The organism is Verrucomicrobiia bacterium, assembly GCA_019634625.1.
Classification (GTDB): Bacteria; Verrucomicrobiota; Verrucomicrobiia; order Limisphaerales; family CAIMTB01; genus CAIMTB01.
This window is the reverse complement of sequence record JAHCBA010000013.1, coordinates 1-23693: the sequence shown is the minus strand read 5'-3', so window position 1 is coordinate 23693 and position 23693 is coordinate 1. Positions and strand designations below refer to the sequence as shown.

The window sequence follows — 23693 nt, the reverse complement described above, 5'->3', positions numbered from 1 at the left end:
ATGACCAGCCTGCGAGTGTGCCGTTTTCGTGCCGCAGTGGATCCCGGAGTTGTGGCCGAGGTGCCACCGAATCGGAGGGACGAGCTCCGCGAGTCCTCATCCCAACGCCCCACACCCTTGCGCCCTGCTGGATCTCAGCCCCCCGCTTGCACCTCCCCCCTTCCGCTCGGAGGGACGAGCTCCGCGAGTCCTCATCCCGATGCACCCCCTTCCCGCCGTCTTCATGCCCGGTCCCGAAATCCGCGGTCCGCCTGCCCCGACGCCGACGACCCGTGCGCGGCAGCCCGGACGCCTCCGGCCTCGTCGTCACCGGGAAACGGCAGGCCTCGTTCACCCCGAAACAATCGGCGCAGCCGCCCATCGCTCGAACTGGTCCCACGCTGAATGTTCGGCGGCGCAACCCGGTTGCCCGCCTCGCGCCGGGCGCGCCGACCCCGCTCCCAGTCCTCCCAGCTAAGGACTCGTCCCTTCGGAATGATAGGGATTGGAGGTTCCAAGCTCATTCGAGATCTCACCGACGCGCTGCAGCAGCAACGGGAGAATATCGAACGCGGGCCCGGCAGCAAGGCGACGCAACTCGGCCCAGTCCACCTCGACCTGACCGCAGAGGGCAACCGCCAGAAGTTTGCGCGCGCAATGATCCGCAGGGGCGTAGGGCTGGGGATAGATCGAGATCAGCAGGCGCTCGACCAGCAGATCCTCCGGACTGATCAAACGCACCGGCCCGTAAGGACCTGTCAGTTCGGCGAAGGGCGTCTTCGCCAGGGTCTCCACCTCCCCAAGGAGATCCACGTACTGGCCGGCCACCTGCCAGCTCCGGGGCCCTCCAGCTGCCTGCAGAAGGCCCATCCGTTCCTGGCGCGTCCGTAGATCGATGCGGGCGGGTGAGACCAGACATAAATCCAGATCCCCGGAGACGTACTCACCATCCGTGTAGAACTCGATCGCAGACCCGCCCACGACGACCAGTTCGATGCCGCGCTGCCGGAAGACCGCTGAAACGAGGCTGGCAAGCTTCAGGTGCTTGGCCGCTGGGTCTGTCTCCCGCCCAATCTCGCCCAGTGCCGCCTGGATCGCCTCGGTGGTCATGGCCTCAGACTGAGCCATCCGCCGCCCTCTGGCGAGGTCGTCCGGTTCGTCGGGGACCGCCCCGGGCAGAAGCCCCACCGCGCACACCACCCCGCCAGGGGTCGCAGCACCCATCCGTGGGGGCCGGGCAGACTCGTACTCAGCCCGAAGGGCGGTCCTCGTCCTCGTTCTCGATCCCGCAGGCATACCGTTTCGATCATCGCCTTTGGGCCCGCCCGATGGGTTCGATCTCCCCCGGACCTCCCATTCCGCGTGGGAACTGGATCCCGTTTCAGTCTTCAGTCTTCAGTCTTCAGTCTTCAGTCTTCAGGTTTCAGGTTTCAGGTTTCAGGTTTCAGTCTTCAGGTTTCATTTCCCGTCCCTCCCCACTCGTGACATCCCCGCCCCTCCCCTCCTTCTCCGCCTTCGAATGGTCCATCGCCGTCCTTGCCGCCCTCGGCATCGGTGTCTCCAAGAGCGGCCTGCCCGGACTCAGCCTCCTCCACGTCGCCCTCTTCGCCCACCTCTTCCCCGGCCTCCAATCCACCGGCGTCGTCCTCCCCATGCTCATCGCCGGTGATTTCGGTGCCATGGGCCTCTTCCGACGCCACACCCAATGGCCCCATGTCGCCCGCACCCTCCCCCCCGCCGTCATCGGCGTGGCCGCCGGCTGGGCCCTCATGCGCCACCTCCCCGACACCCGCTTCAGCCCCGTCATCGGCGGCATCGTACTCGCCCTCGCCGCCCTTCAAGTCACCCGTGACTGGCGACCCGACGCCTGGCGCCGTGTCCCTCACACCCGCACCTTCGCCTGGACCATGGGCCTCCTCGCCGGCGTCACCACCATGCTGGCCAACGCCGCCGGTCCCGTCATGGCCCTCTACCTCCTCGCCGTCGCCCTCCCCAAACAGGAATTCCTCGGCACCGCCGCCTGGTTCTTCCTCCTCATCAACCTCATCAAGGTCCCCTTCAGCGCCCAGCTCGGCCTCATCACCGTCCCCACCCTCGCCTTCAATGCGCTCCTCCTCCCCGCCATCGCCGCCGGACTCCTCCTCGGCCGCGCCGTCATGAACCGCCTCCCCCAACGCGCCTTCGACACCCTCGTCCTCGCCTTCGCCGTCCTCGCCTCCCTCCGCCTCATCGGCCTTGTCTAGCCTGCGTCCACCAACCCGCCCCGCGCACCACGGCCCTCCCGGTCATCGCCCCGATCCAAACGTCTCGTCGCCGAACATCTGCCGGGCGTGACTCTGCAAATGCAGTTCGATGGCCTCCAGAAAGGGGCGGCCAAACTGCCGCAGCTTGTGGTCCCCAACCCCGCTGATCCGCCGCAACGCCTCCGCCGTGGTCGGATACAACCGCGCCATCTGCCGCAGGGAGACGTCCCCGAACACGATGTACGGCGGCACCCCGAGATCGTCCGCAATCTCCTTCCGCAGCCCGCGCAACCGCTCGAACAATACCTCGTCGCACGCAATCTCCCCGCGCCCCGGCGCCGCCGGCCGATCCTCCCCCACCGGCTGCGTCAGGCGCACCGCACGCCGCTCCCGCAGCGCCGCCATCCCCTCGTCCGTCACCTCCAGCGTCGGATACCGCCCGGTCGCCTGCCGCAAATACCCCAGCCGCATCAGCTCCCGCGCCACCGCTCCCCATCCGCCCTTGTCCTTGTCCCGCCCAATCCCGTACGTGGATAACGTCTCATGACCCCACTGCCGGATCCGTTCCGTCTCCGCGCCGCGCAGCACGTCGATGACATGCGCCACGCCCACTCCAAACCCGCTCCGTTCCCGGATCCGGTACACACACGACAGGAACTTCTGCGCGTCGATCGTCCCATCGTAGGTCGGCCGCGGTGACAGACAGTTGTCGCACGCCCCGCACGCCGCCTCCCCGTAATTCTCCCCAAAGTATCCGAGCAGCTCCACCCGACGGCACAGCGCCGACTCCGCGTAGTGCACCATCCGACGCAACTGCCCCCGCGCCACCTCCTGCTCCGCCGGGTCCGGTTTTTCCTCGATGAACTGAAGCTGCTTCCGGACGTCCCCCGCACTGAACAACAGCAGGCACTCGCTCGGCAGCCCGTCCCGACCGGCCCGCCCGGTCTCCTGGTAATACCCCTCGATGTTCTTGGGCAGGTCGTAGTGGATCACGTACCGGACGTTCGGTTTGTTGATCCCCATTCCAAAGGCGATCGTCGCGCAGATCACCCGGATCTCGTCCCGCAGAAACCGCTCCTGGTTCCGCGCCCGATCCCCCGGCGCCAGGCCCGCATGGTACGGCGCCGCCCGGACCCCGTCCGCCACCAGCTTCTCCGCCAGTCCCTCCGCCCCCTTGCGGCTCTGCACATACACGATCCCCGCCTCCTGCGCCCGCGCCCGCACGAACGCCAGGGTCTGCTCGTACGCCCCCGCCTTCGCCCGCACCCGGTAGGTCAGGTTCGGCCGGTTGAAGCTGGCCACATACACCCCCGGATCCCGCAGGTGCAACTGCTCCAGAATGTCCCCCCGCACCCGCTCGGTCGCGGTCGCGGTCAGCGCCATCATCGGCACTTCAGGAAACAACGCCCGCAACTGCGCCAGCTGCCGGTACTCCGGACGGAAATCGTGCCCCCATTCGCTGATGCAATGCGCCTCGTCGATGGCGAACTGCGCCACCCGCCACCGGCGCAGATCCTCCAGAAACCCCGACAGCATCAGCCGCTCCGGCGCCACATACAGCAACCGGTACTCCCCCGCATGCAACCCCCGCAGCCGCGGCCGAGATTCCCCGGCCGCCAGCGAGGAATTGAGATAGGTCGCCGACACCCCCGCCGCCGTCAGCGCATCCACCTGGTCCTTCATCAACGCAATCAGCGGCGACACCACCACCGTCAACCCCGGCCGTGCCAGCGCCGGCAGTTGGAAGCACAGCGACTTCCCGCCCCCGGTCGGCAGCACCGCAAACACATCCCGCCCCGCCAGCGCGTCCCGGACAATCTCCTCCTGCCACGGCCGGAAGGTCCGGAACCCGAAATGCCGCTCCAGCAGTCCGTGGAGATCCCCGCCGGTGTCCTGCACGTCCTTGCCCTCCTTCCTCATGCCTTCCGCACCCTCCATCGATCCGACGCGCTCCTCACTCCCGGCATCGCGATTCGGCCGGACCAACCCCCTCCGCCAGGTTGCACGCCGTGTTGATCAACCCGATATGCGAGAACGCCTGCGGGTAGTTCCCCACCAGCCGTCGCCGTTCGACATCGAAACTCTCCGACAACAATCCCACGTCGTTCCTCACCGCCAGCACGCCTTCGAACACCCGCCGCGCATCCTCCCGCCGCCCCAGGAGCACCAGCGCGTCCGCCAGCCAGAACGTGCACAACAGGAATGCCCCCTCCCCCTCCGGCAATCCGTCCACCTCCGGCACCGTCCGGTACCGCGACACAAACCCGTCCCTCGTCAACTCCCGTTCGATCGCCTCGATCGTCCCCCGCACCCGCACATCCTCCGCCGGCAGAAACCCCACCAGCGGCATCATCAACAGGCTCGCATCCAGAAGTTCGGAACCGTACGACTGCGTGAACGCCCCCCGCGACGCAGCATACCCCTTCTCGCACACGTCCCGGTGAATCCGCGCCCGAACCTCGCGCCACCGCTCCAGTGGCCCTTCGAGACCGAAGCACTCGATCCCCTTCACCGCCCGGTCCAGCGCCACCCACGCCATCATCTTCGAATGGGTGAAGTGCCGCCGCGGTCCCCGCACCTCCCAGATCCCCTCGTCCGGCGATTCCCAGTGCGTCTCCAGATACTCCACCATCGCCCGCTCCACCCGCCACGCATCCTCCGCCGGCTCCAACCCCATCCGCCAGCACCGGTGCATCGCATCCAGCACCTCCCCGAACACATCGATCTGCAACTGCTGGTACGCCCCGTTCCCTATCCGAACCGGTCGCGATTCCTCATACCCCGGAAGCCAGCCCAGCTCCAGTTCCGGCAACCGCCGCTCCCCCGCCACCCCATACATGATGCTCACCTGCGACGGCCTCCCCGCCACCGCCCGCAACAGCCATTCCCGCCACGCCCGCGCCTCGTCGAGATACCCCGCCCCCGCCAGCGCATACAATGTGAACGTCGCATCCCGCAACCAGCAGTACCGGTAATCCCAGTTCCGCTGCCCCCCCAGATGCTCCGGCAATGACGTCGTCGGCGCCGCCACAATCCCTCCCGTCGGCTCGTACGTCAGTCCCTTCAAGGTCACCAGCGACCGCGTCACCGCCTCCGACCACGGACCCCGGTACGTCGAGTGCCCCGCCCACCGCTTCCAATACTCCACCGTCGAACTCAACACCCCCATCGGGTCGATCCGCGCCGGCTCCGCCTCGTGCGACCGGTACCAGGTCAGGTCGAAACACACCCGCTCCCCCTCCGCCACCGCAAACCGCGCCACCCACGCCCCATCCCGCTCCTCCACCGGCACCGACCCCACCAACCGCAGCGTGTCCGGCCCCCCCACCGCCACCGCTCCCCCCTCGATCGCCCGCACCCACGGCACGATCGATCCATAGTCGAACCGGATCCGCAGCGTCATCTCCATCTCCACCCGCCCCTTCCGCCCCTCCACGATCCGCACCAGATCCGCCGCCCCGCTCCGCGGCGGCATGAAATCCACCACCGCCACCACCCCCTCCGGCGTCACGAACTCCGTCTCCAGCACCAGCGTCGGACCCCGATACGCCCGCTCCGATCGCCCCTCCCAGCCCGCCGGCGCAATCCGCCACGTCCCGTGCTCCTCGCCCCCCAGCAGCGCCGCAAAACACGCCCCGGAATCGAACCGCGGAAGACACAGCCAGTCGATCGATCCATCCCGTCCCACCAGCGCCGCCGTCTGGCAGTCCCCAATCATCGCGTAGTCCTCAAGTGCGAGCGCCATAAGTCGCCCCCGATCTACGCCATCCCCGCCCCCATGACCATCCCTTCATCACCCCGGAACCCGCCGCCGCACCGCCGCCTTGACCTTCGAACGCCGCTTCGCCGCCCCCGGCTTCCCGGCGCTCGCCGCCTTCCCGATCCCGGAACCGCCCCCGCCGGCACCCGCGCCGGGTTTTCCCCGGGTCGCGCTTCGCCGCGTCACGCTTCGCGGGGTCTTCCTCCGGCCTGTCCCCGAGGCGCCGGTTGCCGTCTTCGTTGCCGCAACCGCCCCGTCCATCAGGGTGCCCGTCTCCAGCTCCACCCCGAAAATCGCGCCCAGATCCTCCCCCGCCAGGGTCGGGTCGGTGACGGAACCCTTCGACCGGGGTGCGGCCACCGCTTCCGTGGCCGCGGCGAGCAATTCCCTCATATCCACGCCTCGCAGCGTGAAGAACAGCTCCGGTTGCTCGTCGAGACGCGCGCCAATGCCGTAAAGCGCCGCCGCCACATGCTTGCACATGACCGCCCAGTCGGGACACGAACAGGAAAGCCGGATCTCCTTCGGCGACGGAAACAGGCCCTGGCCCGGGGCGGCAATGTCCCGGAGGATTTCCTTGGAAAGGCGGCCCTGCAGGAGATCGAGCAGGTTCGTCACCTTGCCGGCGCATCGATCCCGAAATGCGATCCAGCGTTTCCTGTCGAGAGCGGCGATGCCGATCTCAATGCGATAAAGCGAACTTCCCTGGACCAGCGCCTTGACCGTTCCCGTCCCGACCTGGAGATCGATCACTGATCCGTTCCGGACGTAGGTGCGGCCGCGTGGCAGTCGGTTGGCGTAATCGCTGTAAGCCTCGAGATTGTCGCACCACGACTCCCCCCAGAAGGTCCGGGCGATGGTGCGCCCCACCACCACGGGGTTCAGCGGCGTGCCCTTCCGGGCCATCTTGCGGGCCGTTTGTTCCGCTTCCCGCCGACGCTGGGCCACCGACACATAGGGGCGAAAGGAGTACCAGGACATGGTCAGGATGAATCGCTCGCGCAGACGCAGCCTCCCGGTTCGCCCGATCCAGAAGCAAGCCTTCCCTCCCCAACAGCCTTCCCTCCCTCCCGGTTGTCGCCCATCGCCTCAAACTTCGTGCATATGCACGCGAATTCAGTCCATTCCCAACCTCCCACCCGCCACTCCACCCCCGCGTTCCCGCCTTCGCCGTTCCCCCGACCCAAATCGACCCAAACTTCGTGCAGATGCACGCCAGTTCAGTCCATTTCCAACCCCCGCCCGCTACTCCACCCCCGCGTTCCCGCCCTCGCCGTTCCCCCGACCCAAATCGACCCAAACTTCGTGCATATGCACGGGAATTCAGTCCATTCCCAACCTCCCGCCCGCCACCCCACCCCGCATTTCCGCCCTCGCCGTTCCCCCGACCCAACCGACGCAAACTTCGTGCATATGCACGGGAATTCAGTCCATTCCCAACCTCCCGCCCGCCACTCCACCCCCGCGTTTCCGCCCTCGCCGTTCCCCCGATCCAACCGACCCAAACTTCGTGCATATGCACACCCATTCAGCCCATTTCCAAACCCCACCCGCCGGCGATCGTGGCACCGAGTCACTCCGCGCCCGCCGTCTTCATGTCCAGCGCGACCAACTGCAGCAAGTCCTCGTCCGACATCTCCGTCAGCAGGGTCTCCGCGCCGGGTTCCCCTCCCAGGACCGAATCCGCCAGCGCCCGCTTCTCTGCAATCAAGGCGTCGATCCGTTCCTCGACGGTTCCGCGACAGACGAATTTGTGGACCAGGACATTGCGGCGTTGACCGATGCGAAACGCCCGGTCCGTGGCCTGGTTCTCCACCGCCGGATTCCACCAGCGGTCGAAATGGATCACGTGGTTGGCGGCCGTGAGATTCAACCCCGTTCCGCCCGCCTTGAGCGAAAGCACGAAGAACGGGGGCCCGTCCTCGCGCTCGAATGCCGCCACCAGCTTGGGTCGTTCCCGGACCGGTGTGGATCCGTGCAGCATCAGGCCCGCCCTTCCAAACGCTGCGGCCAGGTGCGCCGCCAAGGGGCCCGTCATCTCCTTGAACTGCGTGAAGACGAGCACCTTCTCCTGCCGCGAGGCGATCTCTTCCGCCAATTCCGTCAGGCGCCCGAACTTGCCGCTGTCGTCCGCAGCGAACTCGCCGTCGCCCAACCAGTGGCTGGGGTGGTTGCAGATCTGTTTGAATCGCATCAGGAACGCCAGCACGAGGCCCCTCCGCTGAATGCCCGGCTCGGACGACTCCAGTCCTTCCGCCAGTTCCTCCACGCTCCGCGCGTACAGCCCGGCCTGCTTCCGGCTCAGCCCGCAGTAGGCCGTCAACTCGGTCTTCTCGGGAAGATCCGGCACGATGGAAGGGTCCGTCTTGAGCCGCCGCAGCAGGTACGGACGCACCAGGCGCCTCAAGGGCGCGAAGTCCGGGGAAGCCGCCGCCCGGATCCCCTTCACGTACCGTGAGAACTCCGTCGCCGATCCCAGCAGCCCGGGGTTCAGGAAGTCATACAACGACCACAAATCCCCCAGCCGGTTCTCGACCGGCGTTCCGCTCAATGCGATGCGCGCCCGCGCCCGCAGGCGCTTCACAGCCCGCGTCTGGCGGGCCCCGGGATTCTTGATCGCCTGGGCCTCGTCCAGCACGACCAACGCCCACTCGCGCGTGGCCAGCCAGTCCAGCCGGGCTGCCTGACCGTATGTGGTCACAATCAGGTCCTTCCCCCCGACGAACGCCTCGCTGCCCTCCCGCCAGCCTTCCTCCACCCCCTCCGCCGGATGGGCGAATCCCATCCGCAATCCCGGAGCGAACCGGGTCACCTCGTTTCGCCAGTTGGCCAGCAACGACGCCGGCGCCACCAGCAACGCCGGACCCGAAACCCGAGGCTCCCCCTTCCGCTCCCCCTTCCGCATCGTCCGGGCGGCGGCTCGGTCCTTCAGGTGCTGCAACAGCGCAATGACCTGAAGGGTCTTGCCCAGCCCCATGTCATCGGCAAGGCACGCCCCAAGGCCGAGTTCCTGAAGGAGTCGGAGCCAGCGAACCCCAACCTCCTGGTAGGGACGCAGCCGGGCACGCAGATTGCGATGGAGGTCGAAGTCCGCGTCAGGCGCTGTCTGACGCCAGGCATTCAGGGCCTCCCGGAGCCATCCTCCCGCCACCACCTCGGACCAGTCGGGCGCCGCCGATGCGTCGCCCGTGTCAATCCTGTCCGATCCCAGCCGCACCCCGGACAACAGGCGCATGGCCTGGGAGAACGGCACCCCGGTCCCAGCCAGCTCCTTCTCGACCCGCTTCCAGTGTTCCAACGCCCCTTGCAGCCGTTCGCGGTCCGCCTCGACCCAGCGGCCGCGCAACTGCACCAATCCATCCGAGGCACTTGTCAGGGCGCGCCACTCCTCCTCGGTCAACGGTTCCCCATCCAGGGCCGTCTCCATCGAGAACTCCAGAAGCCGGTCCTGGCCCAACCCGGCGACGACGTTCTCCCCCACCCGCACCCGGACCTGAGGGCGCGGCCCGCGGCCCCCCTTCCACCAGTCGGGAATCCGGGTCACGATCCCGCAGTCCTCGATCGTTGGCACCTCCTTGAGAAACACGTAGGCCTCGACCGGAGACCACGCCTGGGGTTGGAAGACCCGGTGGCTGTCCAACGCCTGCCGCACCCACTCACTGCGTTCCGCCGCGCGTTGCACCGGTTCCAGCAGGGATCGAAGCGCCTTCTGGTTCCGCGCCCCCGCGTACTCCTGCAACGCCCGTCCCAACGGGAGATGCACCGGCTTCTCCGAGGCCGACAGCCGGTGCGTGTAGGTCGCCATGAAGGCGAACGGCGTCGCGACCGACCGCTTGTTCTCCGCGAGGTGGAACGTCACCTTGCCCAGCAGATGCAGCGCGGGATGGACCTTCGCCAGCCACGGCTTCCACCCGCCGGCCGCCTTCGCCGCCGCCCGTGCCAGCCCGTCCAGCTCGCCCCACAACCGCGCAAACACCTCCAGACTCGCGTACTCCGCGCCCCGCATCGCCGGAATCTTCAAGGTCAACTCCTGAAACCACCCCGGCGGCGGCTCCGTCGCCGACCCCGAATCAACCGGAGAACCCTCGGCCAACTCAGGCGCATGGGCCACGGCGGTCAGATGGGCCACCGCAAACTCGCGCCAGAAACCAAGTTCCGCCGTCCACCCCGCCCCCCGCTCCCCGTGCGACACCAACGCCAGCAACCCCTGCGCCGACGAAACACGGAACGCTTCGACCCAGGCCGGTGCCTCCGCGGATTCAGACCCATCCTCACCCAGGTCGCGCGAGATCGTCGCGTCACCCGGAGTCGTCTCCTCGACATGCAGATGCCCGCTGGGATGAAGGGAAAGCCGGTAACTCATGGTCGCCCCGAGGAACCCTTGACACCCCCCAGGGTCCGGACACTCCAGCCCCCATCACGAAAACCGTTCCAATGTCGCCCCACGCCCCTGCCATGACCCGCCCTCGCCCGGCCATCCTCCCCAAAACCAATCACCCGAAGCGCCTGCATCACGCACGAAGCCTAGCGGGATGCCCTCGCGCAGGACGAGACCGAACCCATCGGTCCGTCGCCAAGCCTTCCCTGCAGCGACTGTTCGAACCGTCAGCCCCCCCAAACGGCGTGCATCCAGGCCCGGCCCGGAGCTATTGCTTTGCCAATGCCTCCCCCTTTCAGCGCCGCTCCAGCCCCACAATCAACCCAACCAGCCTTCCCTGCGCCCGCCTTTGCCTTCGCCCTTGCTCTGACCCTCGCCCTCGCCGGCTGCGCACCCCCGCCCCCAGACTCCTTCCAAGGCTACATCGAGGCCGACTACGTCCATGTCGCCTCGCCGGTGGGAGGCCTGCTGCTCCAGTGCGAGGTGCGCCGAGGCGACAACGTCCAGGCCGGCGATCCTCTCTTCACCCTCGAATCCGGACTCGAACGCGCCGCCGTCGAGGAGGCCGAACGCCGCGTCGCCCTCGCCGAAGCGCGGCTGGACAATCTCCTCAAGGGACGCCGCCCCACCGAGATCGCCGCTCTCGAGGCCCGTGCCGCCCAGGGCCGTGCCTCGCTCGAGTTCTGGACCGCCGAGTTCCAGCGTCGTCAACAACTGGCCCGGGACCAGGTGATCGCCGAGGCCGAAATCGATCAGGCCCGCACCCAGCGCAATGCCGCCCAGGCTGCCCTGGATGCGGCCGAGGCCGACCTGGCGACCGCCCGCCTCGGCGGACGTGAAGACGAGATCCAGGCTGCCGCCGCCGAGCGGGACGCGATGCGCGCCGTCCTCGATCGCGCCCGCTGGGCCCTCGGTCAGAAATCCCAGTCCGCTCCCCTCCCCGCCATCGTCCACGAAATCCTGTTCCGCCCCGGAGAATTCGTTCCGCCCGGCGCCGGCGCCGTGGTCCTGCTTCCCCCGGAAAACCTGTTTGTCCGCTTCTTCGTTCCCTCCGACCAACTCGGCGCGATGACCCCGGGCCGCCAGGTCGAGATTCGGCACGATGGCTCCGACACCCCCATTCCCGGCCGGATCCGCCACGTCGCCACCCGGGCCGAGTTCACGCCACCCGTCATCTACAGCCGCGACACCCGCGCCAAGCTGGTCTTTCGGGTCGAGGCCGAGGTCTCCCCCGGGGTCGCCGCCTCCCTCCGGCCCGGCCAACCCGTCGAGGTCCGACTGCCATGAGTTCTCAACCAATCATCGACGTCCGCGACGTCACCAAGCGCTTTGCGGGCCGCACCGTGGTGGACGGCGTCGCCCTCGAGGTCCGGCGCGGCGAGATCTTCGGATTCCTCGGTCCCAACGGCAGCGGCAAGACGACCTTCCTGCGCATGCTCTGCGGGCTCCTCACCCCGGACGCCGGCTCCGGTTCCTGCCTCGGCTTCGACTTCCGCACCCAGGCCGCCGAGATCAAATGTCGTGTCGGCTACATGACCCAGCGGTTCAGCTTCTACGAGGACCTCACCCTTGAGGAGAACCTCGATTTCATCGCCCGCATCTACCGCATGCCCCAACGCCGCCAGGCCGTCCGCGACAGCCTCGACCGCCTGGGACTCGCCGACCGTCGCCGGCAACTCGCGGGCGTCCTCTCCGGTGGCTGGAAACAACGGCTGGCCCTTGCCGCCTGTCTCATTCACCAACCCCGGCTCCTCCTCCTCGATGAACCCACCGCAGGCGTCGATCCCAAGGCGCGCCGCGACTTCTGGGCGGAACTCCACGATCTCGCCACCCAGGGCCTCACCGTTCTCATCACCACCCACTACATGGACGAGGCGGAACGCTGTCATCGGCTCGCCTACATCGCCTACGGACGCCTCCTGGCCCGCGGCACCGTTCCCGAGGTCATCCGGCAGGCCGCCATTCATACTTGGGAAATCCATGGGCCGGACGTCTCCACCCTCGCCCCGATCCTTGTCCAAACCCCTGGCATCGACCAGGTCGTCCCCTTCGGCCTCGTCCTGCATGTTGGCGGCCACGACCCCGTCCGCATGGCCCAGGCCCTTGGCGAGGTCGTTCGTGAACCCTACCAATACCGCCCCATCCCGCCCGGCCTCGAAGATGCCTTCATCAGCCTCATGAACCGCGCCCCCGACAATTTCACCCCGCCGCCATTCACCCACCCATGAGATTCAGTTTCGCCCGCTGCTGGGCCATCATCGCCAAGGAGTTCATCCAGATGCGCCGCGACCGGATGACCTTCGGGATGATGATCGGCATCCCCTGCCTCCAGCTCATCCTCTTCGGCTACGCCATCAATGCCGATCCCCGCGACCTCCCCACCGCCATCCTCGCTGCCGATCGCAGCCCCTTCTCCCGATCCCTCGAAACCGCCCTCGAAAACACCCGCTACTTCCGCATCGTCGCCCGAATCGATTCCGAGGCCGAGGCGGAACGCCTGCTCCGACGCGGCGACGTCCTCTTCGTCGTCCACATCCCCGCGGACTTCGAACGTCAGCTCCTCCGCGGCGAACGCCCCGCTCTTCTCCTCGACGCCGACGCCACCGACCCGGCCGCCACCAGCCAGGCCCTCGGGGCGGTCCAATCGCTCATCGACCATGCCTTCGATCCCGATCTCCACGGGCCCCTCGCCCATCTCCGGCCCCGCCCCGGCCCCGTGGAACTTCGTGCCCATCGCCGCTACAACCCGGAGGGCATCACCCGCTACCACATCGTGCCCGGTCTCCTCGGCGTGGTGCTCACGATGACCATGGTCATCATCACCGCCGTCGCCATCACCCGGGAACGCGAGCGCGGCACCATGGAAAATCTCCTGTCCACCCCCGCCCGCCCCGCCGAAGTCATGATCGGGAAGATCATCCCCTACATCCTTGTGGGCTATCTCCAGACCGCCGCCATTCTCGTCGCCGCACGCCACCTCTTTCACGTCCCCCTCGAAGGCAGCCTCACCCTCCTCCTCGTCACCATGCTGCCCTTCATCGTCGCCAACCTGGCCATGGGCATCACCTTCTCCACCATCGCCCGCAATCAGCTCCAGGCCATGCAGATGTCCTTCTTCTTCTTCCTCCCCTCCCTGCTCCTCTCGGGCTTCATGTTTCCCTTTCGTGGCATGCCCGATTGGGCCCAGTCCCTGGGAAGCCTCCTTCCCCTCACCCACTTCCTCCGCATCGCCCGCGGCATCATCCTCAAGGGCAATCCGCTCCCCGACATCCTCCCCCACCTCTGGCCCCTCCTCGCCTTCCTGGTCCTCGCCCTCGCCCTGGGCCTCAAACGCTACCGCCAAACTCTCGACTGAGTCGCGCCCCCCCCGCCGGTCGGCTTCACGATCCCTCGCGAATCCGGCGCAAGGCCCGACGCGACGCCCGCTTGACCTCCTCGTAAGGATCCTCGCGCAACGCCCGTTCCAGCGCCGCCATCGCCTCGTTCGCCTCCCGGCCCAACCGCGCCAACCCGTCCGCCGCCATCTCCCGCACCGTCCAGTCCCCGTGCTCGAGCGCGCGCATCAGTGCCGGAACCGACGTGGGATGAATCGCCCGCAAGGCCTCGACGGCCAATCCCCGATCCGCCGCGCTGTCCAGCATCGCAAACAGCCGGTCCTGTGCTGGCCGGCCCCGTTGCTCCAATCGCACCAGGGCCGTCCCGGCCGCCCGCCGAACCCCGGTGACTTCATCCTCCAGGGATTCTGTCACCCGGGCCACCGTCTCCTCGCCCGCCGCATCCACCGCCACCAGGGCTTCCACCGCCGTCGCCCGAACCCGCGGGTCGCCATCCTTCAACCCCAAAAGCACCTGCGGCAGGCCCGGCTGCCCCGCCTCCTGCATGCGCCCGATCGCCTCGATCGCCGCCCGCCGCACCTCCGGCTCCGGGGCCTTCAACGTCTCCATAATCTCCGGCATCGCGCTGGCTGACGCCCTCCCGATCCGGCCCAGGGCGACCAGCGTCTCCACCCGATCCCCCGCCGGGACCAACGCCAGGGATTGGGCCAGCGGACTCACGGCCACGGCCGCCCCGGGACCCACCGCCCCCAGGGCGCGCACCGCGGCCCCGCGCAACGCCGCATCGTCGGCCCCCAGCTTATCCACCAACTGCGGCACCGCCGGGGCGGCGGCCGCACCCAGTTCCGCAATGCCGGCCACCGCCGCCCGCCGCACTCCCAGATCCGCGTCGCCCAGTCCGGCATCCAGCCGCTCCACCATCGCCGCAGGCGCCACCCCGCAGCGGGCCGCCGCCAGCCACGCCCGCGCCCGCACCGCCGGCTCGGCGTCGTCCATCAAGGCGGGCACCCGCCCCGCCGCGGACCGCGCATCCTCCCCCAACGCCGCCAACCCCTCGAGCGCCCCCATACGCACCGACGCAACCTCATGCCCCAAGGCCTCCTCCAACCGGCCCACCACGGTCCGGTCCACCCGGCGCAACACCGCCAGGGTCCAGTGATCCTCCGAAACCCGGTTCACGGGCATTCCCGCCAAGGCCTCCAGCACCAGCGGCACCCCACCAACGCCCAACCCGGCCAACGCGGTCACCAGTCCTTCATCCGCCCGGTCCTCCTGGCGCAACATCCGCACCAGGGTCGGCCCGGCCCCACGCGCCGCCGGCCCCAATTCCGCAATCAATCCCGCCACCCGCCCACGATCCGCGCCCGTCGCCGCCTCCAGCTCCGGCAACAGCGCCAGCACCAGTGCCCTGTCCACCGGTCGCACCAGAAGCAGCCTCTCCTTCGCCGCAGCCCGGATCGTCTCCCCCTCTCCCCGCCACGCCTCCATCAGCACCGGGAGCAGCGTGGCCGGATCCCGATCCACCCGCCCCAAGGAACGCAGAGCCGCCGCCCGGACCTCCTCCTCCGTCGCCACCGACATGGCCAGCAACCGCAGCACCCCCACCGCCGGCATCCCCTCGGGCCCCATCCGCCCAAGCGCATCCGCCGCCGCCACCCGCCGCGTTACCGCTGCCCCGCCCTCAAGCGCTTCGGCCAGCGAACCCACCGCCAGGGAACCCATCCGGGCCAGCGTCTCCGTGGCCGCCTCTCGGACCTCCGCACGGTCGTCGCCCAGCAGGACCACCAGACCCGGAACACCCGGCCGCGCCGAGTCCCCCGCAAACCCCAGGGCCATGGCCGCCCCCGCCCGCACATGCCACCGCCGATCTCCCAGCCTCTCCACCAGCGATGGGACCGCCGCCTCCCCGATCGCTCCCAACGCCACCGCCGTTCGATACAGGGCCTGGCTCCCCTGACGGTTCCGCCGGAACGGCTGCCAGCCCTCCAGATCCTGCAAGAGTGGCTCCAGTGCCGGCTCCGCCTCCGCTCCCAGGTGCGTCAGCGCCGTAATCGCCCCAAACCACACCTGCTGCTCATCGTCGTTCAACGCCCGGATCAGTTGCGGCACCACCTCGCGGACGTCCTGGCCCAACCGGCTCAGTTGGTACGCCGCCTCCCTCCGAATCCTGGGATCCGTGGACTCCAGATCAGCGGCGTATTCCGCCGGGGTCCGTTGCGCCCCCGATACCCCGATCAACCAAGCCCATACCAGTAGTCCTGCGATCGTCGCTCTCATGCCATTCCAACTGTCATCCAGCCCACCGTCCTCAAGCCGAGAGCCGAGGGGACCCCTCGGACCTCCCTCGGCTCTCCCGACGCTTACCTGCACTCGTGAAGGACCGAATCGCCGGCCTGCCGGGCGGACAGTCCCTCCCTGCTCCTATCCCTCCAGATAACGAAGCGGCCCGGTGCTGTCCCCGAATCGCTCCTCCTTCACTCCGGCCCGCTCCAACAGGGACAGGAACAGATTGCACATCGGCGTCTCTTGCGGATACCGGATGTGGCGCCCCGGCAGAATGCTGCCGCATCCCCCTCCAAACAGCGCCACCGGCAGGTCGTCATGGTTGTGCCGGTTCCCGTCGCTGATGCTTGAACCGTACACGAGGATCGAGTGATCGAGCAGGTTGCCATCCCCGTCCGGCGTGGACTTCAGCCGGTTCAACAAATACGCCAGCTGGCGGGTGTGGAACTGGTTGATCCGGCTGATCCGCTCCTGCTTCTCCCGGTCGTTCTCGTGGTGGGACAGCGTGTGATGCCCGTCCCGCACCCCGATGAACGGATACGGCTTGTTGCTGCCCTCGTTGGCGAACATGTACGTCGCCACCCGCGTGGTGTCGGTCTGAAACGCCAGCACCAGCATGTCCCCCAGCAACCGCAGATGCTCCTCGTAACTCGACGGTATCCCCTCCGGCAACGTCGCGTCCGGCACCCCTTCCAATCCCCGATGCGACTCCCGCTCGGCCCGTTCCACGCGCTGCTCGATCTCCCGTACCGCGGTCAAATACTCGTCCAGCTTGGTCCGGTCCCGCCCCGACGCCTTCCGAACCAGCGCCCTGGCATCCTCATGCACGAAATCCAGCAGGCTTCTCTGATACCGCCGGCGCCGCGCCAGACCCTCGGCCTGTTCCCGGTCGGTCCCGCCCCCAAACATGCGCTCGAATACCGCCCGCGGATTGATCTCCTTGGCCATCGCCGTCGAGTCGTTCCGCCACGAAATGTTGTTCGAGTACGCGCAGCTGTATCCCGAGTCGCACTTGCCCGCCTGACGCCCCGGCTCCGCCCCGATCTCCAGCGACGGCAACCGCGTGTAATGGCCGATCGCCGCCGCCGCAACCTGATCCACAGATACCCCCGCCCGAATCTCCGAACCCTCGCTCTTCAGCGCCTGCGAACCGGTCAACCAGCTCGCCGCCGCCCGCGCATGGTCCCCCGGCCCGTCCCCGTTCGCCCGACCCTTGTCGTGCGTCAGACCCGTCAGGATCGTCATGTCCCGCCGGAACGCCGACAGCGGCTCCAGAATCGCGGGCAGACTCGACAAGGCCCCCTCGTACGAAGGCGTCCAGTCCGGCATGTGCACGCCGTTCGGCACATAGAGGAACGCCAGACGCAGCGGCGACGACGGTTCCCCCGCCACGCCCGCCAACGCCCGCGCCGACATCAGGGATTCGCACGCCGGCAACGCCACCAAGGCGCCCAGACCGCGCAGGAAGGTCCTTCTAGGGATGGAGACTCGCATGTTGGTCATGAATTGCAGGCTCTGGCTGTCGCTTCAGGAATGGGTCACTGGCCACCACTTCTAACACCAGGGAGGAAAACTTAAAGCCATTCTTTTCGAGGTTCTCCAGAATCCCCCGCACCGCCCGCCGGTCGTACACCTGCAATCCCCGCCCCAACGCATAGGTCAGCAGCTTCGAGGTCAGCGCCCGCGGAAACTCCTCGTTCGACCGCAATACCTCCTTCAACCCCGCCGCCCCCACAAACGTCCGGCCCCCCGGCAGCTCCGCCGTGTTGTCGATCGGGTGCACCCCGTCCATCTCCCGCCATGCCCCCACCGCATCGAAGTTCTCCAGCGCGAATCCCAAGGGGTCCATCCGCTGATGGCAGGTCATGCACTCCGGCTTGCTCCGGTGCAGTTCCAGCCGCTGCCGCAGCGTCGCCGTCTTCGAGGCCTCCTCCCCTTCCTCGATCGCCGGCACGTCCGGCGGCGGCGGCGGCGGCGGCGTCCCAAGGATCTGCTCCAATATCCACTTGCCCCGCAGGACCGGCGCCGTCCGCGTCGGGACGGAGGTCACCGTCAACACGCTCCCCATGGTCAGAACCCCGCCTCGCGCCGATCCCGCCGGCAACGTCACCCGCCGAAACGCCTCCCCTTCCACCCCTTCCATCCCGTAATGACGCGCCAATCGCTCGTTGAGATAGGTGAAGTCCGCATCCAACAGGCTCTGAATCGGCCGGTCCTCCTGGATCAAGGCCCACAGGAACATTTCCGCCTCGGCCTTCATCGCCTCCCGCAGTTCCGGTCCCCATCCCGGAAAAATCAACGGGTCTGGTTCCGCCTCCTCCAGGTTGCGGATCTGCAACCATTGCCCCCCGAAATGCTCCACCAACGCCCGCGCCTTCGGATCCCTCAACATCCTCTTCGTCTCCCGCACCAGCACGTCCGGCTCCGTCAGCCTCCCCTCCGCCGCCACCGCCAGCAGCGCGTCGTCCGGCATCGAACTCCACAGGAAATACGAAAGCCTCGACGCCACCTCGTAATCGTTCAACGCCCGCTCCTCCCCGGGCCCCAACGGCTCGGGATCCAGTTCCCACCGGTACAGAAAATGCGGCGAGACCAGCACCGCCTGCAGCGCCAGCCGCATCCCCTCCTCGAAACTGGCTCCGTCCTTCCGCACCTGTTCCACCAAACCCACCAAACGCCTCACCTCCTCGTCCTTCGCCGGACGCCGGTACGCCCGCGACACCAGGCTCCGCAAGGCTTCCGCCGCCACCGTCGCCTCCTCCCCCGCCAGAGGCCGCCGCGGCAACACCCGCCGGTGCGATTCCGGATACGATTCCTCCTCCGCACCGAGCGGCCCCAGTACCTCAAACGAGGTCATGAACACATTGCGATCCCCGTCCGTATTGAAATTGTTCAGGTACGACACCGAGAGCCGCTGCGGTCCGGCCTCCTCGATCCGAATCGGGACCTCGAACGTCTCCGGCCGGCCCTCCAAAGCCCGAACCGATTGCACATGGATCTCCCGTCCGCCCAACCCCACCCCCATCTTCGGCAATTCCGACCCCGCCTGCTCCCCGTAGGCCCCCAAACGCAGGATGTAGTCCCCCGCCTTCGCGAATGCGTGGACCGTCACAATCTCGCCCTCCCGGTAGAATCCCCAGATCTCCTCCTCCAACGTCGAAATCGCATCCGCTTCCGTCGAAAACGCCCCCGCCGGAAGCCGCTTCACCCGCTGCCGGGCCGGATCTTCCGTGACGATCGTCCGCCGGGCAATCTCCTCCGCCGCCGCCAGGTACTTCTCGAAAAGCATCGGCGGCAGCGACAACACATCCCCGATGTTGTCGAACCCGTACCCGGATTCGTCGTGCGGAAACTCCCCGTGCACCTCGTAGTCCACTCCCAGCAGATCCCGGATGGTGTTCCGATACTCGTTCCGGTTGAGCCGCCGCAACGTCACCAATCCCGCCGTTGGCGGCAGTGCCGCCTCCAGGCGCTCCAGTTCGTCCCCGATCAACCGCGCCGTCGCCTGACGGTCGAATTCCGAGGGTTGACGCCGGTTCTCCGGAGGCATCTCCCGCGACTCGATGACATGCCGCACCTTGTCCCAGACGTCCCGGTTGGAGAGCACAATCCCCGCCGGCGGCACGCTCTCCAAATCAATCTGCGCCCGCGGTCGCTCCTTCCCGTGGCACGCAATGCAGTAGTCCATGACGAAGGGCTTCAAATCCCGCACGTAGTCGAACGCCCCCACCCCGGAGTCGCCACCCCCCCTCGCCATCCCCCCACCCCCCAGCAACCCCATCGCCACCCCCGCCAACCGGCCAATCCACCACGGGCCAATCCGCCCGCTCAGCACTCTCATGAAACTCCGCATGCGCCGGAGCATAGCCCTACCCCGGTCGTCGGCGCCAAGGGGATTCGAGCCCGAATCCTTCCATGGAAACCATGAGCCAAATGGCGGATCCCGCTCGATTCTCGCCGCTTCCCTGCCGCATTCCGAACCATCTGCCCAAAAAGCAACACCACTCCCCACCGACACTCCGCCACAATCCGGCCGGATTCGTGGTAACCCGCCTGTTTCCAATCGGTTCAGTCCCCATCAGGAGAACTGGCATCCCGGGTGCTTGTTCCCCCTCGGCCGGGGATGTTCCCCCTGCCCTCGGTCTTCGGACCGGGCGGTCTCTACGGGGGTAGGACGCCGTCCGGTCCGATAGACCCCGACCCCGGGGTAATCTTGGATTTCGAGGGACTGTTCCTCGCCCAACCCGGACCAACCGACACCCCCGCTCAGCCGGCCAAACCGCAGAGCTCATGAAGAAAATCGAAGCAATCATCAAGCCGTTCAAACTGGAGGAAGTGAAGGATGCCCTCGGCGAAGCCGGCATCGAAGGAATGACCGTCAGCGAGGTCAAGGGCTTCGGCCGCCAGAAGGGCCATACCGAAATCTACCGCGGCAGCGAGTACACGGTCGATTTCCTCCCCAAGATCAAAATCGAACTCGTCCTCCCCGACGACCGCGTCGAGACCGCCGTCAAGGCGATCGTCGGCGCCGCCAAGACCGGCAAAATCGGCGACGGCAAGATCTTTGTGTCGGCCATCGATGACGCCGTCCGGATTCGCACCGGAGAGAAGGGCGACACCGCCGTCTAGCCCCCAACCCCCAGCCCGCGAAACAACCCCAGCCCAGATCCGTTCCCAACATGAAGAAACGATTCGCCCCATTGATCTTGCTCCTCGGCCTGGCCTCGCTTTCGGCCGTCGGTGCCGAAGAGGCCGCCTACGCCGACCTCGAAGCCTTCCAGGCCTCCCCAGGCTACGTGATCTTCACCGCCCACAACCTGTGGATGATGGTGGCCACTGCCCTGGTCTTCATCATGCACCTTGGCTTCGCCAGCCTCGAATCCGGCCTCACCCGCTCCAAAAACACCGTCAACGTCCTCTTCAAAAACACCCTCATCCCCTGCATCGGTCTCCTTACCTACGCGTTCGTGGGCTTCAACCTGATGTACCCGGGCGATGATTTCGCCGGCAAATGGTTCGGCTTCGCCGGCTTCGGTGTCGGGGTCACCGACGACGTCGCGTCCCTCACCGACACCTACAACGCCGGGTACACCTACTGGACCGACTTCCTCTTCCAGGGGATGTTCGCCGCCACCGCCGCCACCATCGTCTCCGGTGCCGTCGCGGAACGGATCAAGCTCGGCCCGTTCCTGATCTTCTCGACGCTCTTCGTCGCCATCTCCTACCCGATCACCGGCATGTGGAAGTGGGGCGCCGGCTGGCTCGACGCCCTGGAAACGCCCTTCTACGACTTCGCAGGCTCCACCCTTGTCCATTCGGTCGGCGGCTGGGGCGCCCTCGCCGGTGTCCTGATCCTCGGACCCCGCCTCGGCAAGTACTCCAAGGAAGGTCGGCCCCTCCCCATCCCCGGCCACTCGATGCCCCTCGCCACCATCGGCGTCTTCCTCCTCTGGCTCGGCTGGTTCGGCTTCAATGGCGGCTCGGTCCTCTCGGCCGACCCCGCGGCCACCTCCCTCACCCTGGTCACCACCGCCCTGGCCGCCGCGGCCGGTGCCGTCGGTTCCATGGCCACCGCCTGGATCCTTCTCAAGAAGCCGGACCTCTCCATGGTCCTCAACGGCGTCCTCGCCGGCCTCGTCGGCATCACCGCCGGCGCCGATCTGATGGCCATGGGCTCCGCCATCGTCATCGGCCTCATCGCCGGTGTCCTCGTGGTCCTCTCCGTGCTCTTCCTCGACCGCGTCAAGATCGACGACCCCGTCGGCGCGATCTCGGTCCACCTCACCTGCGGCATCTGGGGCACCCTCGCCGTCGGCCTCTTCGGCGGCCTCGCCGGCGGTGCCCAACTCGTCTCCCAGCTCATCGGCATCGTCTCCATTGGCGCCTTCACCTTCGCCTTCGCCTTGATCCTCTTCCTCGTCATCAAGGCGACCATGGGTCTCCGCGTCTCCGCCGACGAGGAAAGCGAAGGCCTCGATATCGGAGAACACGGCAACGAAGCGTATCCGTACTTCCAGCCGATCGCCGAACGATAGACCCTGCGCGGGGCCCGGCCCCGTTCCCTCACCCCCGGGCGACCGTGGCTTCCAGGCCCGGTCGCCCTTCGGGGCCGGGGGGCCGGTCGCACCCTCCAACAACTCCAGACAACCCTCATCCCCCCCCACGATGATGCCGCGTCACGCCCTCGCCTCCCTCGCCGCAATCGCCCTGCTCCTCCTGCCCTGTCTCCAGGCCCTGGGCGCTGACGCTTCCACCCCTCTCCCCTCCGTCGAGGACCGCCTGGCCGATCTCGAGGCCTACATGAACAACGGCGCCCGCACCAATGATGACACGTCGCTCATCCCCGGCCCGGGCCCCGGCCACAACGCGTGGCAGATGACCTCGACCGCCCTGGTCCTCTTCATGACCCTCCCGGGACTGGCCCTCTTCTACGGGGGTCTGGTCCGACGCAAGAATGTCCTCTCGGTCATGGCCCAGTGCCTCGGCATCGCCGGCCTGGTCACCCTCCTCTGGTGGATCTGCGGCTACAGTCTCGCCTTCGCCACCGGCAACGCCTTCCTCGGTGGCACCGAGTTCATGTTCTTCCAGGGCGTCCGCGGCGATGAAGTCGGTCATGGCGGTCCCTGGATCTCCAACAGCATCTGGGCCGTCTTCCAACTCACCTTCGCCATCATCACCCCCGCCCTCATCGTCGGCGCCGTCGCCGAACGCATGAAGTACTCCGCCGTGCTCCTCTTCGTCACCCTCTGGATGTTCGTCGTCTACTTCCCCCTCGCCCACATGGTCTGGGCCGCCGACGGACTCATGGCCGGTGCGGTCAACCCGGATGCCCCCATCAAGGCCCTCGACTTCGCCGGAGGCACCGTTGTCCACATGTCCTCCGGCTGGACCGCCCTCGCCCTCTGCATCCTCCTCGGCAAACGACTCGGCTACGGCAGGGAACCCCTGCCCCCGCACAGTCTCGTCCTCTGCATGATCGGCACCGGCATGCTCTGGGTCGGCTGGTACGGCTTCAACGGCGGCAGCGCCCTCGCCGCCGACGGCATCGCCGCCGTCGCCTTCGTCAACACCACCCTCGCCGCCGCCGCCGCCAGCTTCGCCTGGGCCATGACCGAATGGATCATCAAGGGCAAACCCAGCGTCCTCGGATACTGCTCCGGCGTCGTCGCCGGCCTCGTCGCCGTCACCCCCGCCTGCGGCTTCGTCTCCACCAGCGGCGCCATGATCATCGGCATCCTCTCCGGTGTCCTCACCTTCTTCGCCTGCTGGAAACTCAAGCAATGGCTGGGCTACGACGACGCCCTCGATACCTTCGGCATCCATGGCGTCGGCGGTACCCTGGGCGCCCTCCTCACCGGCCTGCTCGCCACCCCTGAGGCCAATCCCCTCGTCGCCGACGTCGCCGACGGCCTCCTCATGGCCCAGATCAAGGCCATCGCCATCACCCTCGTCCTCTCGGTCGTCGCCACCGTCCTCCTCGCCCTCCTGGTCAAAGCCGTCGTCGGTCTCCGCCCCTCCGAGGACGTCGAAGTCGCCGGCCTCGATCTCGCCGAGCACGGCGAGGAAGGCTACCACGGCGCCTGAATGCCCCTCTGCGCCCGCCGCCTCATGGCGTTGCCGCGGCGGGCGCCATCACATCAACCAAAGCAAGCGCAACGCCTGACCCCTGGATCCCAATGAGCACCCCCAAGCAGGTACTGGAGCTGGCCAAAAAA

General features: G+C 67.6%; 15 protein-coding genes. 7 read left to right on the top strand and 8 right to left on the bottom strand.

What is annotated here, in order from left to right:
• Window positions 1-453: 453 nt before the first annotated feature.
• Window positions 454-1203, bottom strand: coding sequence for a hypothetical protein (locus KF833_09915; protein MBX3745612.1), 750 nt, complete (start codon window positions 1201-1203; stop codon window positions 454-456).
• A gap of 104 nt (window positions 1204-1307) precedes the next feature.
• Between KF833_09915 and KF833_09910 the strand changes: the two genes are divergently transcribed.
• A complete protein-coding gene (locus tag KF833_09910) occupies window positions 1308-2222 on the top strand; it encodes a sulfite exporter TauE/SafE family protein (protein MBX3745611.1) in 915 nt (304 codons plus the stop codon).
• Between the two features lie 42 nt (window positions 2223-2264).
• Here the strand turns inward: KF833_09910 and recQ are convergent, their stop codons facing one another.
• The 4 genes from recQ to KF833_09890 all read right to left on the bottom strand — a co-directional run bounded on the left by recQ (window position 2265) and on the right by KF833_09890 (window position 10345).
• On the bottom strand, window positions 2265-4142 hold the full coding sequence (gene recQ / locus KF833_09905) for a DNA helicase RecQ (protein ID MBX3745610.1): 1878 nt from the start codon (window positions 4140-4142) through the stop codon (window positions 2265-2267).
• Window positions 4143-4176: 34 nt separating this feature from the next.
• Window positions 4177-5967 (bottom strand): glycoside hydrolase family 15 protein, encoded by a 1791-nt coding sequence (locus KF833_09900; protein MBX3745609.1) that lies wholly within the window; start codon window positions 5965-5967, stop codon window positions 4177-4179.
• A 48-nt stretch (window positions 5968-6015) separates the two neighbouring features.
• Window positions 6016-6963, bottom strand: coding sequence for an SWIM zinc finger family protein (locus KF833_09895; protein MBX3745608.1), 948 nt, complete (start codon window positions 6961-6963; stop codon window positions 6016-6018).
• Window positions 6964-7555: 592 nt separating this feature from the next.
• Window positions 7556-10345 carry a DEAD/DEAH box helicase gene (locus KF833_09890; GenBank protein ID MBX3745607.1) on the bottom strand — a complete coding sequence of 930 codons (2790 nt, stop codon included), beginning with the start codon at window positions 10343-10345 and terminating at the stop codon, window positions 7556-7558.
• A 297-nt stretch (window positions 10346-10642) separates the two neighbouring features.
• Here KF833_09890 and KF833_09885 point away from each other — a divergent pair, with 297 nt between their 5' ends.
• From KF833_09885 to KF833_09875, 3 genes are read left to right on the top strand one after another with little or no spacing between them, the layout of a single operon-like run.
• Window positions 10643-11647 (top strand): HlyD family efflux transporter periplasmic adaptor subunit, encoded by a 1005-nt coding sequence (locus KF833_09885; GenBank protein MBX3745606.1) that lies wholly within the window; start codon window positions 10643-10645, stop codon window positions 11645-11647.
• The gene (locus tag KF833_09880) at window positions 11644-12588 is read left to right on the top strand and encodes an ABC transporter ATP-binding protein (GenBank protein MBX3745605.1); all 945 of its coding nucleotides are present in this window, start codon (window positions 11644-11646) and stop codon (window positions 12586-12588) included. Before KF833_09885 ends, KF833_09880 begins: the two co-directional genes overlap by 4 nt.
• The gene (locus tag KF833_09875) at window positions 12585-13715 is read left to right on the top strand and encodes an ABC transporter permease (GenBank protein ID MBX3745604.1); all 1131 of its coding nucleotides are present in this window, start codon (window positions 12585-12587) and stop codon (window positions 13713-13715) included. Before KF833_09880 ends, KF833_09875 begins: the two co-directional genes overlap by 4 nt.
• Before the next feature lie 25 nt (window positions 13716-13740).
• Here KF833_09875 and KF833_09870 read toward each other — a convergent pair whose 3' ends face one another.
• The 3 genes from KF833_09870 to KF833_09860 form a co-directional block, all read right to left on the bottom strand.
• Window positions 13741-15972, bottom strand: coding sequence for a HEAT repeat domain-containing protein (locus tag KF833_09870; protein ID MBX3745603.1), 2232 nt, complete (start codon window positions 15970-15972; stop codon window positions 13741-13743).
• A gap of 144 nt (window positions 15973-16116) precedes the next feature.
• Window positions 16117-17481 carry a DUF1552 domain-containing protein gene (locus KF833_09865; GenBank protein ID MBX3745602.1) on the bottom strand — a complete coding sequence of 455 codons (1365 nt, stop codon included), beginning with the start codon at window positions 17479-17481 and terminating at the stop codon, window positions 16117-16119.
• Window positions 17453-19819, bottom strand: a complete 2367-nt coding sequence (locus tag KF833_09860) for a DUF1592 domain-containing protein (protein MBX3745601.1) — start codon at window positions 19817-19819, stop codon at window positions 17453-17455. The genes KF833_09865 and KF833_09860 overlap by 29 nt, the downstream gene beginning before the upstream one ends.
• Window positions 19820-20268: 449 nt before the next feature.
• Between KF833_09860 and KF833_09855 the strand changes: the two genes are divergently transcribed.
• The 3 genes from KF833_09855 to KF833_09845 all read left to right on the top strand — a co-directional run bounded on the left by KF833_09855 (window position 20269) and on the right by KF833_09845 (window position 23562).
• On the top strand, window positions 20269-20607 hold the full coding sequence (locus KF833_09855) for a P-II family nitrogen regulator (protein ID MBX3745600.1): 339 nt from the start codon (window positions 20269-20271) through the stop codon (window positions 20605-20607).
• A gap of 50 nt (window positions 20608-20657) precedes the next feature.
• Window positions 20658-22013 (top strand): ammonium transporter, encoded by a 1356-nt coding sequence (gene amt / locus KF833_09850; protein MBX3745599.1) that lies wholly within the window; start codon window positions 20658-20660, stop codon window positions 22011-22013.
• 130 nt (window positions 22014-22143) lie between these two features.
• A complete protein-coding gene (locus KF833_09845) occupies window positions 22144-23562 on the top strand; it encodes an ammonium transporter (protein ID MBX3745598.1) in 1419 nt (472 codons plus the stop codon).
• The last annotated feature ends 131 nt before the right edge of the window (window positions 23563-23693 follow it).

Coding starts and splice junctions, on each gene's coding strand:
- KF833_09855 (MBX3745600.1), top strand. CDS start 20,269: ATGAAGAAAATCGAAGCAATCATCAAGCCGTTCAAACTGGAGGAAGTG.
- KF833_09865 (MBX3745602.1), bottom strand. CDS start 17,481: ATGACCAACATGCGAGTCTCCATCCCTAGAAGGACCTTCCTGCGCGGT.
- KF833_09870 (MBX3745603.1), bottom strand. CDS start 15,972: ATGAGAGCGACGATCGCAGGACTACTGGTATGGGCTTGGTTGATCGGG.
- KF833_09895 (MBX3745608.1), bottom strand. CDS start 6,963: ATGTCCTGGTACTCCTTTCGCCCCTATGTGTCGGTGGCCCAGCGTCGG.
- KF833_09860 (MBX3745601.1), bottom strand. CDS start 19,819: ATGAGAGTGCTGAGCGGGCGGATTGGCCCGTGGTGGATTGGCCGGTTG.
- KF833_09890 (MBX3745607.1), bottom strand. CDS start 10,345: ATGAGTTACCGGCTTTCCCTTCATCCCAGCGGGCATCTGCATGTCGAG.
- KF833_09915 (MBX3745612.1), bottom strand. CDS start 1,203: ATGGGTGCTGCGACCCCTGGCGGGGTGGTGTGCGCGGTGGGGCTTCTG.
- KF833_09845 (MBX3745598.1), top strand. CDS start 22,144: ATGATGCCGCGTCACGCCCTCGCCTCCCTCGCCGCAATCGCCCTGCTC.
- KF833_09875 (MBX3745604.1), top strand. CDS start 12,585: ATGAGATTCAGTTTCGCCCGCTGCTGGGCCATCATCGCCAAGGAGTTC.
- recQ (MBX3745610.1), bottom strand. CDS start 4,142: ATGAGGAAGGAGGGCAAGGACGTGCAGGACACCGGCGGGGATCTCCAC.
- amt (MBX3745599.1), top strand. CDS start 20,658: ATGAAGAAACGATTCGCCCCATTGATCTTGCTCCTCGGCCTGGCCTCG.
- KF833_09885 (MBX3745606.1), top strand. CDS start 10,643: ATGCCTCCCCCTTTCAGCGCCGCTCCAGCCCCACAATCAACCCAACCA.
- KF833_09880 (MBX3745605.1), top strand. CDS start 11,644: ATGAGTTCTCAACCAATCATCGACGTCCGCGACGTCACCAAGCGCTTT.
- KF833_09900 (MBX3745609.1), bottom strand. CDS start 5,967: ATGGCGCTCGCACTTGAGGACTACGCGATGATTGGGGACTGCCAGACG.
- KF833_09910 (MBX3745611.1), top strand. CDS start 1,308: ATGGGTTCGATCTCCCCCGGACCTCCCATTCCGCGTGGGAACTGGATC.